General features: G+C 41.1%; 11 protein-coding genes. 5 read left to right on the top strand and 6 right to left on the bottom strand.

Going from position 1 to position 13,464, the window contains the following annotated elements:
* Positions 1–77: 77 nt before the first annotated feature.
* From dhaK to dhaM, 3 genes are read left to right on the top strand one after another with little or no spacing between them, the layout of a single operon-like run.
* Entirely contained in the window at positions 78–1,076 is a 999-nt protein-coding gene (gene dhaK / locus AC0VYJ_RS04745; protein ID WP_475366668.1) for a dihydroxyacetone kinase subunit DhaK, read from the top strand.
* Between the two features lie 12 nt (positions 1,077–1,088).
* The gene (dhaL, locus tag AC0VYJ_RS04750; protein ID WP_475366669.1) at positions 1,089–1,709 is read left to right on the top strand and encodes a dihydroxyacetone kinase subunit DhaL; all 621 of its coding nucleotides are present in this window, start codon (positions 1,089–1,091) and stop codon (positions 1,707–1,709) included.
* The gene (gene dhaM / locus AC0VYJ_RS04755; RefSeq protein WP_404682952.1) at positions 1,709–2,095 is read left to right on the top strand and encodes a dihydroxyacetone kinase phosphoryl donor subunit DhaM; all 387 of its coding nucleotides are present in this window, start codon (positions 1,709–1,711) and stop codon (positions 2,093–2,095) included. The genes dhaL and dhaM overlap by 1 nt, the downstream gene beginning before the upstream one ends.
* A 55-nt stretch (positions 2,096–2,150) precedes the next feature.
* On the opposite strand, the gene AC0VYJ_RS04760 is transcribed toward dhaM, so the two are convergent.
* The 5 genes from AC0VYJ_RS04760 to AC0VYJ_RS04780 all read right to left on the bottom strand — a co-directional run bounded on the left by AC0VYJ_RS04760 (position 2,151) and on the right by AC0VYJ_RS04780 (position 9,516).
* The gene (locus AC0VYJ_RS04760; RefSeq protein WP_475366670.1) at positions 2,151–5,318 is read right to left on the bottom strand and encodes a bifunctional cytochrome P450/NADPH--P450 reductase; all 3,168 of its coding nucleotides are present in this window, start codon (positions 5,316–5,318) and stop codon (positions 2,151–2,153) included.
* Between the two features lie 73 nt (positions 5,319–5,391).
* Positions 5,392–5,964 (bottom strand): TetR/AcrR family transcriptional regulator, encoded by a 573-nt coding sequence (locus AC0VYJ_RS04765; protein WP_475366671.1) that lies wholly within the window; start codon positions 5,962–5,964, stop codon positions 5,392–5,394.
* Between the two features lie 307 nt (positions 5,965–6,271).
* Positions 6,272–6,751 carry a site-2 protease family protein gene (locus AC0VYJ_RS04770; RefSeq protein ID WP_430243749.1) on the bottom strand — a complete coding sequence of 160 codons (480 nt, stop codon included), beginning with the start codon at positions 6,749–6,751 and terminating at the stop codon, positions 6,272–6,274.
* Positions 6,752–6,977: 226 nt separating this feature from the next.
* On the bottom strand, positions 6,978–8,078 hold the full coding sequence (locus AC0VYJ_RS04775; protein WP_475366672.1) for a M24 family metallopeptidase: 1,101 nt from the start codon (positions 8,076–8,078) through the stop codon (positions 6,978–6,980).
* A gap of 43 nt (positions 8,079–8,121) precedes the next feature.
* Positions 8,122–9,516 (bottom strand): sodium:solute symporter family protein, encoded by a 1,395-nt coding sequence (locus AC0VYJ_RS04780; RefSeq protein ID WP_475366673.1) that lies wholly within the window; start codon positions 9,514–9,516, stop codon positions 8,122–8,124.
* A gap of 545 nt (positions 9,517–10,061) precedes the next feature.
* Here AC0VYJ_RS04780 and AC0VYJ_RS04785 point away from each other — a divergent pair.
* Positions 10,062–11,471: an MBL fold metallo-hydrolase gene (locus AC0VYJ_RS04785; protein WP_475366674.1), complete on the top strand. Its 1,410-nt coding sequence runs from the start codon at positions 10,062–10,064 to the stop codon at positions 11,469–11,471.
* Positions 11,472–11,513: 42 nt separating this feature from the next.
* On the opposite strand, the gene AC0VYJ_RS04790 is transcribed toward AC0VYJ_RS04785, so the two are convergent.
* Positions 11,514–12,677, bottom strand: coding sequence for an MFS transporter (locus AC0VYJ_RS04790; RefSeq protein ID WP_194220423.1), 1,164 nt, complete (start codon positions 12,675–12,677; stop codon positions 11,514–11,516).
* A gap of 183 nt (positions 12,678–12,860) precedes the next feature.
* Here AC0VYJ_RS04790 and AC0VYJ_RS04795 point away from each other — a divergent pair, with 183 nt between their 5' ends.
* Positions 12,861–13,463, top strand: a complete 603-nt coding sequence (locus tag AC0VYJ_RS04795) for a TetR/AcrR family transcriptional regulator (RefSeq protein ID WP_194220424.1) — start codon at positions 12,861–12,863, stop codon at positions 13,461–13,463.
* The last annotated feature ends 1 nt before the right edge of the window (position 13,464 follow it).

Below are 13,464 nucleotides of genomic sequence, written 5' to 3' on the forward strand. Positions count from 1 at the left end.
GAGAGAGGTCTTTCCTTTTATTTTGACTTTTGCGAAATCTAAAACACGGGTATAACCATTCTGGGAGGGATAAACTGATGAAGAAAATAATCAATCAACCAGACGACGTTGTAAGCCAAATGCTGGACGGAATGGTGAAAGCTCATCCCGAATCCTATCAAAGACTGGAAGGTACAACAGTTCTCGTAAGAAAAAATCTGGCGGAAAACAAAGTAGGTGTTGTTAGCGGTGGCGGAAGTGGACATGAACCTGCACATGCGGGGTTCGTTGGAGAAGGTATGCTTGATGCTGCTGTGAGTGGAGAAGTGTTTACATCTCCTACACCAGATCAGATCTTAGAAGCGATTAAGGCGGTTGATCAGGGTGCTGGAGTTCTCCTTATTACTAAAAATTACACTGGGGATGTTATGAACTTTGAAATGGCGGCCGAGATGGCTGAAGACGAAGGTATATCTGTCGAACAAGTGATTGTTAATGATGATGTTGCGGTAGAGGATAGTACTCATACGACAGGTCGAAGAGGCGTAGCAGGAACTATTTTCGTTCATAAGATTGCAGGGGCAGCTGCACAAGAAGGTAAAACACTGAAAGAAGTGAAAGCGCTTGCTGAGGAAGTGGTTCAAAATGTCAGATCAATGGGCGCAGCGCTTCATCCGGCCCAGGTTCCTGGCTCAGGAAATCCAGGATTTGATATTAAAGAAAATGAAATGGAGCTTGGAATTGGTATTCATGGTGAGCCTGGGATGGAAACGATCGGACTGGTTTCGGCCGATGAATTGGCAGAGCGTCTTGTAGAAGAAGTGCTACCCGAACTAGAACTAAAACAAGGCGGTGAAATAGCGGTCATTGTGAACGGAATGGGAGCAACTCCATTAATGGAACTATACATTTTAAATAATCGTATTCATGATCTCTTAAAGGAAAAAGGCATTAAATCGGAATTGACGTTAGTGGGCAACTATATGACTGCCCTAGAAATGGCAGGTGCTTCTTTAACAGTTCTAAAATTAACGAATGAACTAAAGAAATACGTGACAAACCCATGTCAGACGATTGCATGGACGATAAACGACTAAGGAGGGTCATGTATGTTTACAGCAGAGATGGCTAGACAATGGATCAAAGAGTCTGCTAAAAAGATAGAATCGAATAAAGAACAGCTAACTGATCTTGACCAGGTACTGGGTGATGGAGATCATGGGCTTAACATGACAAGAGGCTTTAAGGCGGCTGTCGAACAGCTGAATGAAGAGACGGATGAACCAGGGAAAGTACTGAAGGCTGTTGGAACGAGTCTGTTGTCTAAGATAGGCGGTGCTTCAGGACCGCTTTACGGCACTCTTTTCATGAAAGCTGGAAATCAGTTAGAAGGAACAGAAGTGCAGATTAGCGACCTTTCTTCAAGTCTTCGAGTTGGCGTGGATGGAATGAAGAAACGAGGTAAGGCTGAGCGTGAAGAGAAGACGATGGTCGACTTACTTGAACCTGTAATTGAGTTAATGGAAGAGAAGGGAAATGAGCTTACACCTGCTCATTTGATCGACAAGGCGAAGGAAGCGCTTGAGCATGTAAAAGAGTATGAAGCCAAGAAAGGCAGAGCGGCTTACTACAAAGAAAAATCAAAAGGTAAACAGGATGCGGGGGCGCAGTCTTCTTATTATCTAATAGAATCCCTTGCGACAGTTCTCGATAAGGACGGTGAAGCTTAATGGTCAGTCTTGTCTTAGTATCACATAGTCCTGATATTTCAAAGGGATTGAAAAAGATGCTAGATGAAGCACAGCCTGAAGTTACTGTGCTCGATGCTGGAGGAACAGATGATGGTGAAATGGGAACGAGTGCTATTAAGATTCAAACTTCTATTGAAAAGGCAGACCATGGCGATGGCGTCGTTATTCTCGTGGATTTCGGAAGCTCAGTCATGAATGCAGAGATGGCGATCGATTTAATAGAGGATGCTCATTCCGTCAAGATTGCAGATGCGCCATTGATTGAGGGCGCCTATAGTGCGGTAATGGAAGCTGGATTTGGCAAGTCACTAGATGAAGTGGTGAAATCAGCAGTTCATGCAAAAGATATGAAGAAAGTGCAGTGAAAAGAAGAATTGAAAAAAACAGCGCATCCGCCTGGATGCGCTGTTTTTCTAAATTTTAAGCGCCAGCCCATACGTCTTTCGCATATCGGCCGTCTCGCTCAAGTTCTTCTAGCCATTGAATCGCTTCTTGCTCAGTTGTTTCATACATTGATTGATAGCTTGTGATCATCGTTTGCTCAACTTCAGGAGCCATGTGGCTACCGTCGCCGCAAACGTACAAGCGTCCACCTTCTTTTAGAAGTGGGATAACATCTGTAGCGTTATCGGATACAAGATGTTGAACATACGTTTTTTCTTTTCCAGGGCAACGAGAGAAAGCAGTGTGAAGGGTAACAAGTCCATCTTTTTCAGCTTGCTCTAGCTCTTCCTGGTATAAGTAATCATGTTCAGGATTACGACAGCCGAAGTAGAGGTGAGCAGCACCAAGCTTGACGCCTTGCTTGCTTAATTCACGACGTGCTTGAATGAACCCTCTAAATGGCGCAATGCCAGTTCCAGGTCCAATTAAGACCATTGGTGTTTCTGGATCTTCTGGAAGCTGGAAGTTGGACTGTGGCGTGTTAATGAAGCAGGCCACTTTGTCACCAAATTCACGCGTTGCCAGGTAGTTAGAGGCAACACCTTTGTACTCTCCTTTACCATTCCATGCAGTGTCTCGAACGACACTAACTGTCATGCTCGCTTCTCGCTCTTTGTAAAGCGGAGAACTAGAAATGGAGTAGTAGCGAGCTTTCAATGGTGGAAGCAGTGCAATGAATCGCTCAAATGGAATCTCACAAGCCATGTACTCCTCAACGAGTTCAAGCATCGTAACGCGTTTCTCAAGAACTTCTTTTTTATATATGTCGTCTTCAAGTAATTGCTCGAGCTCCACAACATGCGGTGGGCAAACTGTATGTGCAGCTAGCGCACGTATTTGAGAACGAGTTGCTGGTTCTTGAAGCTCTACATAAGAAGAAAGAAGTTCCTGGAGTTTCACTGGTTTGTCAGTAGGAAGATGCGCTGCTTTACCAGAATCTCCAGTCAGTAGCACGTGATCATGACCATTTAAAGAGAAGCGCTCGAGGACGCGGTTAACCATGTTATCACTGTTTTGTGGAAGGATACCAACATGATCACCTTCCTGGTATGAAGCGCCATCAGGAAGCATAAGTTCAATGTGGCGCGTGCTTCTGCCGCTCTCTGTATGCTGTAATTCTACATTTCGATTAATAATAGCAGTGAAAGCATGATGTGTTCTAGCGAGAGGTGTATCACTTACGCCACTCACGAAGCTCATAGAGATCGCGCTGTTTTCTGCGTTATTTTCATTTAATTCTATATTCATCGCTTCTGCGAGATTTGGCCAAAGCGTTGCTTCCCATTTCTCATAATCGCCTTCAAAGTCATCACTTGCGTCGCCAAATCCAGTTTCAGCCATTCGCTTTGCACCTTTTTGAGATAATTGCTCGTCGATGAAAGAAGGAATGCGTTGATAAGTGTTTGCCCAGTTACGGTCACCGCAACCAAATACAGCATATTGCACACCATTTACTGCTCCATCTTCCATCTCATCAAGCCACTGTACAAATTCATCCGCATTGTCTGGAGGATTTCCGTTATAGGAAGCAGACACAATCAGAACAGCTCCATCCTGTGGAAGTTCATTCACATAATCATTCAGTGGCCCAACTTGAGAGCTAAAGCCTTGTTGTCGACCAGTCTCAGCAAGGTCACGTGCAATTCCTTCAGCGGTGCCAAGGTTTGAACCATATAAGACAAAAAGAGGAGTGCCGTGCGCATTTTCAACGGGTGTTGGCGCGGTTTTCTTATCTTTTTGAACAGGCTCAGAAGCTTGAGTTACAAAAGAAATCGAATCTTTTCTTGGTTTCACCTTCATTTTCATGCCGTCAGGTTTTAGTGTTAATGTTTCTTTTACTTCTAGCTGATAATTCGCATGGTCAATCAGGTCGAAATTCTGGATGATCATACCAAGCAATAGCGTAGATTCATGAAGAGAAAACTGTTGTCCGATACAAGCACGCTGTCCATTACCAAATGGTTTAAAAGCATGCTGAGGGATAGATGATGGATCTTCAAATCGCTCTGGAATAAATGATTCGACATCTTCACCCCAGATGGATTTATCACGATGAAGTTCTGGTAAAAGAAGTGTGAAATCATCACCTTTTTTCACATCATATTCACCGTTTAACGTGGTGTCTTCTTTCGCATAAAGAGTAAACGCAGGAGCCGTTGGCCATAACCGAAGCGTTTCATTTAAAATCATTCGGACATATTTAAGCTGTTTCACTTGCTTATAGTCAGGAATGCCATCTCCAACAACGCGATCGACTTCTTCTTGGGCTTTTGCTAGTTTGTCAGGGTTGTTCATTAAGTAGTAAAGGGTAAATGAAAGCAAACCGCTGGTAGTTTCATGGCCAGCTATTAAAAAGGTGATGATTTGGAAACGAATGTTTTTATCATCAAGAGGTTCACCTGTCTCTGGGTCTTTTCCTTTTAACATATGAGAGAGAAGATCATCTTCACCCTGATCCCCGTTTTTCTTACGATCGGCGATTAAGTCATCGACAAGATTGAACATATAGTCAATGTCTTCTCGAAACTGCTTTTTAGATCTTACCATTAGCTTATCTTGAACACCGAGACGTTGTGATTGATTCATTGCTTCATCTAGCGCACGAACCATAGCATCGACAAATTCATGATTATTCTCTCTGTAGAAGCTATTAAAACGAAAGTCGAATCCACAAAGACCAATGGTATCAAGCGTTAAGCGAGTCATGTCTTCAGATACATCGACCTCTTCATCAGGATTCAATCGTGCCCATTTTTGAATAAGCTGTGTGGCAATATCAACCATTTTATTATGATAGCCCTTCATGGCCTGTTGGCTAAAGCTTGGTAGAAGAATATTATGGGCTTTTTTCCAATTTGGTTCTTCCGTTTCGCTTGTAAATAGACCATCTCCACCGAAAGCACGAACTTTTTGGAGGGCAGGGCCTATTTTTTTGTCAAACCGCTTCTCGTCGGTAATTTCAGCGACAAGATCTGCGCTGGAAACGAATGTACTTGTGCGGCCAGGGAATTGAAATTGGTAGATTGGCCCGAATTCTTTTGCTAGCTTCATAAACGATTGAATAGGTTTTTCTTTATCAATAAGAGGAATGCTTCCTAAAGGTCCATATGTTCGGGGCTGTGGGAACGATTTCTTAGTAGTCATGTTTAAATCACCTCATCTATAAATTAGCGGAATGAACGTTCATTCATTTCGCTTTATGAAGAGCAAATGCTCTTCACGAATGTGATCTTACGGAATCCCATAAGCTATTCTCAATACCTGAAAGAAGCTCTGGGTTGGGATGAAGTTCACCTGCTCTTACAAGATTCTGAAGTTCTAGAAAAGCTCCATAAAGGATGGCGATTAAGGCTTCAGAAGGCAGGTTTCGAATTACTGATTGTTGTTTACCAATATCAAAGAAGCTTCTTAATAGGTTAAGCAGCTGTGTGAAATCTTCCTGACTTTGACGATCTAGGAAGTGTGCGGCACTATGCTTTTTAATAAAATAGAGCGCATGTTCATTTTGATTTGTAAACAAAATCATGGCTTTAAATATATGGTGAAACTGATCACGAACGGACTGATGATAAGGAAATTGATCCTCAATCGTCTTTGTAAATGTTCGAACATAATCTTGAAAAAGGGTGTTAACGAGCACCTCTTTATTCTCAAAATAACGGTAGATCGTGCCAGCACCCACATTAGCTGAGGTGGCAATCATTGGCACGGTAGTCGCATCAAAACCTCGCTCAGCAAATAAAGCAAGAGCGCTTGTCATAATGTTTTCCCGCTTATTTTGGGTCGTCACAAGCATCCCCCTTTCTTACACAACATACGGAATGAACATTCATTCCCTTTCTATTTTAAACCTATTGGAAAAGCTTAACAATAAAGCAGAGGACCTAAAAAGATTGAAGATCTTGTTAACTAAAGGGTCTTAAAACCTATGAATATGCAAATGATTGGAAAAATAATCTTCTGAAACCATGATGTGGTATTTAAAGGGGATTATTTTTCCTTTAATGTCCCTCATCATAGAAGGGAGATTCTCAAGTCAAAGAAAGAGCCACTCTTCGGACGAAAAGTGGCTCTTTCTTTGAAAGTTATGTCATCGATCAATCGATTGGATCTTGAGCTTTTCCGTAGCGGAGTACATCAATAATAGCCATGCCATCGCTTGGTTTACCAGAATCATTTCGATAAGGCATGAGAGAAAAGAAGATAAAGTAGATGGAGAAGTAAGTGAATTGATAGAAAAATAGGTCTACTGGAAGGACTTCCGCATAAATCAATGCGTTCATAATAAGGACGACAATGATGTTAAATAAACTACCTGCCGCATAGATGGCAACGTGTGCCCATGTCTTGTTATAAGTGAGATCCTCGTACTGACACCATCCTTCCATAAAGTACTTCTTTTTTACTTCTAGAGGTCCGATATTAAAAATGGTCTTGCCAGTTCCGATACAGAACTTAATTTTTCCTCCGAAAACCCTTGCAACAAGAACGTGACCAGCTTCATGTAGTAGAGTAATGATCGGTAATATAATGAAAAAGTTCACGAAGAACATTGGGATATCGCTTAAGGTAAACATTTAAAACCTCCAAAGTGGTATTGTGATAAATATAAAGTGCTGTAAGAAAAGCGTTCCCGTATTTAATACGTTTGTAACACGATTAGAAGATGTTCTATTTATCAAAAAGTTTAGCTTACGTGAATGATGGAGATGAGAAAACAGTCATGTAGACGAACAAAACGAAACACTAGAAGGACTTCACCATATAAAAAGGAACGCCCTATGAAAGGCGTTCCACCGGAGCTTATTCAATAATTTGAAGTTCTTTCGGATACTTTGTTAATGTTTCATACCCTGTTTTCGTAACAAGAACATCATCTTCAATTCGAACTCCGCCTACTTCAGGTACATAGATGCCTGGCTCGATCGTATATGTCATTCCTTCAATTAGAAGAGAGTCGTTGTTTTCACTCATAGATGGATATTCATGAACTTCAATTCCAATTCCATGACCGATGCGGTGAGGGAACTGGTCTCCATATCCAGCGTCTGCAATGATTTGTCTCGCCGTTTTATCAAGATCCCCAAGTCTTGTTCCAGGTTGAGAGATATTGAGCGTTTCAAGCTGAGCGTTCAGTACGACATCATAAATTTCTTTTTGCTTTTCATTCACTTCTTTGTAAGCAACTGTTCGCGTAATGTCTGAACAATAGCCATCTAACACCACACCAAGATCGAATAAAACGAGGTCGCCTTTTTTCAACTTACGATCGCCTGGATTACCGTGTGGCTGTCCAGCTTTTTCACCGAAAAGCACCATTGTTGAAAAGGACATTTCACGAATTCCTTTTTTCTTAAGTTCGTACTCAATCGTTGCAAGAACTTCCATCTCAGTACAACCTTCTTGGAGCGCTTTAACTCCCGTCTCTACCCCGAAGTCTGCTAGTTCAGCAGCTCTTCTTAGAATCTCTAATTCTTGCTCATCTTTAATTAAACGTAGTTCGTGAAGTTTCTCTTCAGCACTTGTAAATGAAACAGATGGATAACGTTTCATGATTTGTTCAGCACGTCCATAAGAGAGTGTTTCTTTCTCAATAGCTACCTGACTCGCTTCTTTAATACCGCGACTCTTCAAGGCATTATGGATAAATTCCCATGGATCATCGGCATCTCCATGTCCGATAATCTCATATTTCCACCCTGCATCTCTTGCTTGAGATACTTCCATACCCGGACAAACTAGAAACGGTTCTGCATCCGGGAAAATAAATAAACCTAATAGTCGTTCATGTGGCTCACATTCAAAGTTGGAAAGATAGAATACATTGGAAGAAGAGTGAACAAACGCAAAGGTTTGTTCAGTTTCTTCTAGCCACTTCGAAAATTTATCTAAACGCTGATTCATTTTTTCTCACAACCTGTTCTTAAAAATTTTAATGATGACTAACTTATTCAGACTTTGTTTTGTTGGTAGTTACTAAAGTTACGACAATTAATACGATAACTGCTACTGGAACAGCGAAAAGAACACTATTTAGTTCAAATGGTTTTGCAAGTGGGATTTCCCAAACAAGCGTTGTCACAACTCCGGCGATCATAGACGATACACCGCCATAAAGGTTGACACGTTTCCAGAAGAAGACAGCTAATACGGCAGGAGTAATACCAGCTCCGTAAACGGTATAAGCATACATTTGAACAGATAATACGGTAGGGAAGAAGCTAATAATGACATAAGCAAGAACCCCGAGGATGACGATGAACCATTTGGTCATGACTAACAGCTGCTTATCAGTCGCATCCTTTTTTAAATATTTTCCGTACAGATCATACGTGACGTTTGTAGCGGCGGAAAGAAGGTAAGAGTTACCTGTAGTGATAATAAAGGCTGTTGCTGCCGTTAATAAAATACCGCCGACAAACGTTGGCATCACGACAGTTGTTGCCATCAGTGCCATCCCTGGATCAATATCAGGGAAGATTGAACGTGCTGCAAAAGCGATTAAACTAATTGTTGGAGAAATCAGAAGCATCGCCACGAGCCAACCAATTTGGGCTTTTTTCGATGAACGATCTCCACTTGATGAAGCCAACCGCTGATACATGTTCTGGTCAGCCAATAATAGAAAGAGGGAAGGTAATAAATAACCTAATAATTGAATGTTCGATAACTGGCCGCTAAATGTTAAGTGGTCTTTTGGTACATTCGCCAGGATGCTGTCCCAACCACCAGCAATAACAAATATGGTTGGTAATGTGATACCTAGCCCGACAACCATTAAAATGGCACTTACAGCGTCAGTAGGAGCTACCGAGCGTAATCCACCAATCGTTGCTAGGAAGATGATAAGAGCAGCACCGATAATAGTACCTGTTTCAACTGAAATACCTGTTGTCAGATTCAGAATGAAGCCAAACCCTTTCATCTGATAGGAAACAATTCCTACATAGGCAAGAATAATGATAATGCCTGCCAGCGTCCTCGCGAATGAACCGTATTTCTCTTCAAGTATTGAAGATACTGTATATTTCCCAAATGCTCGGATTCTTGGAGCAATGATATAAAGAATCAAGATACCTACTATCGTTGGAATGGCCATTAGAAACGCCGGAATAATTCCATAGCTATACGCCATAGACGTTTCGCCACCTGAAATGCTTCCACTACCTGTCCAGGTTGCTAGCAGTGTACCCGTTAATACTAGAGCACCAAGTCCTTTACCAGCGAGAATAAAATCCTCACTATTTGACACTTTTTTAGAGAAATAAATTCCAAGTCCCACCATGAGAATGCCATAAGCAATAACAAACCATAAAAGGTTAGGATTGTGTGTAATTTCCATTACGTAAACGTCACTTCCTTGTCTTAGTTGTGTTTTTTCTTAGGTGCGCACCGTTAAATATGCTATCACAACAATTTGGGTATTAAAAAAAGTGGGAAATAATCTCTGTGGAAGACTTTGGGAATAAACCTGATGACAATCTAAATACACACTTCTTTCTTCACCTATTATTGGTTATTATTTTCATTTAATAGAAAACAATTCAAATAAAGTGGTTATATAGTACTGAATCGAAAAACTTTGTAGATTAAATAAAAGCGCTATTATTTGGATTTTTACTATAATTTAAACAATTTAAGGATCGATAAACATGTGAAGTGAAGTAAACACTAGAAAATGACGTTCTGTTAAGAGCTATTTATTGTGTTCAAGATTGAGAATAATGCAGAGCACTCTTTTTTTCTTTAGAAGGGGAAAATGATGTTTTGGTGAACTAGTTATTCAGGGTATAAAGCAAGAAGGTTGATGAAAAGTTTAAAAAAGTTTATGATGAAATCAAATACCCTGTGGGGTAATTAACAATACGTTTTCGGGAGGATTAAATCATGTATTTACGTACTTTCTTTGATGAGAAATTGGCACAGTATTCTTATATGATCGGTTGTCAACGAACTGGTGAAGCGCTTGTGATTGACCCGGCGCGTGACGTGACACCGTATTTAGAAACAGCGAAAAAAGAAGGCTTTCATCTTGCGGCCGCAGCTGAAACGCATATACACGCCGATTTTGTATCAGGCGCTAGACAATTAGCTGAAAAGCATGACGTGAAATTATATTTATCAGATGAAGGAGATCAAGACTGGAAATACGGTTATCTAGAAGGATTAAATGTCGAACTAGTAACGGACGGTTCAATTATTCGCGTTGGTCATGTAGAACTTCGCGTAATGCATACCCCAGGTCATACCCCTGAAAGCATTTCGTTCGAACTCACTGATCGTGGTGGTGGCTCGGAAGTACCAATGGGCATTTTCACAGGAGACTTTGTCTTTGTTGGTGATATTGGTCGACCAGATTTGCTTGAAAAAGCCGCAGGCGCTGTTGGCACAGCGGAAACTGGAGCGAAGGCGATGTTCCAATCACTTCAAAAATTTAAAGAGCTACCAGAATTTCTAACGGTTTGGCCAGGACACGGTGCAGGCAGTGCTTGTGGGAAATCTCTTGGTGCTGTGCCACAATCAACAGTGGGCTATGAGCTACGAAATAATTGGGCCTTGAAAGAAGAGAACGAAGGGGAATTCGTTAAAGAATTATTAAACGAACAGCCAGAAGCCCCAACATACTTTGCGGTTATGAAAAAGGTGAATAAAGAAGGACCTAACGTGTTATCAGGGGAAGAACTAGAAAAGATTATGAATGTTGATGAGTTCCGTGCGCTTGCATCGAAGGACAACACAACAATCGTTGATACACGTCCTGCACAGGATTTTGCAGATGGGCATATTGATGGAGCGATTAATCTTCCATTTAATAAAGCCTTTACGAATTGGTCAGGCTGGGTTCTAGATTATGAGCACGATCTTCTCCTCATTGCAGACGATGAGCAGAAAGATGAGATTGTGAAGGCCTTACATTCGATTGGCATCGACCATATAAGTGGCTATGCAAGTCCAGAACTTCTTTCCCAGTGGGACGATCTAGAGGGATATTCCTTTATTTCAACGGAACAATTGAATGATGTTTATGACAAAGAAGATGTTTATGTTGTAGATATTCGAAAAGAAAATGAATGGAACTCAGGTCATATTCCTGGAGCTAATCATCACATGCTTGGCTATTTAGAAGATCAGGCGAATGACATTCCAGAAGATAAAACAATCGTCGTTCACTGTCAGTCTGGCACTCGTTCAGCAATCGGAACAAGCTTACTACAATCACTCGGTTTCAAGGACATTTTAAACTATAGCGGTGGCTTTGCTGCATGGGAAAAAGATGGAGATAAAATCGAAAAATAATCAAAAAAAAGCGTAAAGCAGACACTGCTTTACGCTTTTTTCTTATGCACTCATTTCAGTTTCTAACGTAGCCGGCTTAGGCTTCATTAGCATTAATCCGATTCCTCCAGCACTAAGGACAGCTGCAACGAGGAACGGTGCGTGAGCTGATACTCCTTGACCAATCAAACCGGAAAGAACAGGAGCAATGGCAGCACCGAGCCAGCGGAGGAAGTTGTATCCTCCTGACGTAATGCTTCTTTCATATGGAGAAACCTCCATAACGTAGCTTGTAAATAACGCGTTATTTAGTCCAGAAGCAAGACCTGAGACGATCACGACAGTAATCAGAAGAGGTGTTGATGGAACAACAAATAATAGTGCTAGTAAGATAGCAAAAATCAATAAGCTATACGGAAGAATCTTCTTAGGTAGAAACTTCTTCTCAAGCTGGTGACTTAATATGGCTGATCCATAGGCGAGCATTAATCCCCAGCCAAAGAAGACAAATCCAATTTGAATCGCATTAAGTCCGATAATTAGTGGCGTATAAGCCAGAACTACGAAAAATCCATAGTAATAAAGCATTGCTGCAAGAGCGGAAGTTAGGAATGGCTTGTATGAGAAAAGTCCTTTTAACTCACTCATTCCAACAGGTTTTCGTTTTTGTTTGCCATTTGGTTCAAACACAAAGAATAGAACAAGGCAGAATGCAGCTAGAATTAAGATGGACGTTGCAAAGAAAGGGAATCTCCATGAATAACCACCAAGAACACCACCTACAAGTGGTCCGCCCGCCATTCCAAGTCCAATAGCTGCCTCATAGTAGCCAACGGCTTTTTGCGGGTCTTTAGATAAAGCGATTAAAAGCGTCATGGCTGTCGCGAAGAACATAGAATTACCAAATCCCCAACCTGCTCTAAAAATAGATAGGCTTGCGATTCCATTTGAAAGAGCGCAAAGCAGTGCAAAGACCGTAACGATGAATAAACCAAATACCATCATGCGCTTATCACCAAATCGACTTGCAAAAATACCGGCTGGAATCATCATAATCGCCATTGTCAAAATGTAAGCAGTAAACAGCATTTCAACCTGCCAGTGGTTCGCGCCAATTTGCTCTGCGATCGTTGGAAGAATCGGATCGACAATCCCGATACCCATAAACGCAAGGAAGGTGGCGGCGATCGTTATCCATCTTGCTTTCGTGAATTTTTTTTCATTCATTCAACTTAACCTCCTATAAAAATCGTTCAAAAAGAACAACGGTTGTTATTTATACAACAAGTGTCGTAAAATATTGTAACAGAGTCATGAAATTGAGCAATAATCAAGTTTTCGAGAAACGTTGTCTAAACGACGTGTTTTTAAATTTTGTTGAGAAAAAGTTTAATTTGGAGGAGATTTCTTATGAAAGAGAAAGAAGACCCACGTGTTACCCGAACACGAAAGCTCTTACAGGATGCGTTTATCCACCTAATGGCAGTAAAAGAATATGAGAAAATTACAATTGCTGATATTACTAAAGAAGCCACTGTTAATCGCGCTACTTTTTATTTGCATTATCAGGATAAAGAAGAGTTACTACTTCAAACGGTTGATGAAATGCTGAGGCAGCTTTTTGGCGAGGCGCTGACGATCCCACCTGGTAATTTACCAATTGATGATTTGCAACGATATATTGCAGAGCACATTTTCTCAAGCATTGCCGAATATGATAAGTTTTTTCACGTCATGTTAATCAAAAAAGGAATGCCGAACTTTCTTGATCATATGCGTAGCTTTTTCTTTGATTTCTATGACAATCGAATTGCGAAAGGAAGGTTCGATCCTTTGCCATTACCAAGTGAGGTGATCGCAAGCTATATCGCTTCTGCGTATACAGGAATGATTTCCTGGTGGCTTGAAAATGACATGCCCTACACACCAAAGGAGATGGCTGAGCAAATGATTCAGTTGAATCAGAAGGGACCAACTGGGATTTTGAAGATGCATGTGAGGAAGCGAGAGTAGG

Source organism: Anaerobacillus sp. 63XJN7_5_ISO-PGPR-S23-430, from assembly GCF_056173695.1.

Excerpts from the sequence above, each read along its gene's own strand:
- AC0VYJ_RS04785 (WP_475366674.1), top strand. The coding sequence starts at position 10,062 with ATGTATTTACGTACTTTCTTTGATGAGAAATTGGCACAGTATTCTTAT.
- AC0VYJ_RS04790 (WP_194220423.1), bottom strand. The coding sequence starts at position 12,677 with ATGAATGAAAAAAAATTCACGAAAGCAAGATGGATAACGATCGCCGCC.
- AC0VYJ_RS04775 (WP_475366672.1), bottom strand. The coding sequence starts at position 8,078 with ATGAATCAGCGTTTAGATAAATTTTCGAAGTGGCTAGAAGAAACTGAA.
- dhaK (WP_475366668.1), top strand. The coding sequence starts at position 78 with ATGAAGAAAATAATCAATCAACCAGACGACGTTGTAAGCCAAATGCTG.
- AC0VYJ_RS04760 (WP_475366670.1), bottom strand. The coding sequence starts at position 5,318 with ATGACTACTAAGAAATCGTTCCCACAGCCCCGAACATATGGACCTTTA.
- dhaM (WP_404682952.1), top strand. The coding sequence starts at position 1,709 with ATGGTCAGTCTTGTCTTAGTATCACATAGTCCTGATATTTCAAAGGGA.
- AC0VYJ_RS04770 (WP_430243749.1), bottom strand. The coding sequence starts at position 6,751 with ATGTTTACCTTAAGCGATATCCCAATGTTCTTCGTGAACTTTTTCATT.
- AC0VYJ_RS04795 (WP_194220424.1), top strand. The coding sequence starts at position 12,861 with ATGAAAGAGAAAGAAGACCCACGTGTTACCCGAACACGAAAGCTCTTA.
- dhaL (WP_475366669.1), top strand. The coding sequence starts at position 1,089 with ATGTTTACAGCAGAGATGGCTAGACAATGGATCAAAGAGTCTGCTAAA.
- AC0VYJ_RS04780 (WP_475366673.1), bottom strand. The coding sequence starts at position 9,516 with ATGGAAATTACACACAATCCTAACCTTTTATGGTTTGTTATTGCTTAT.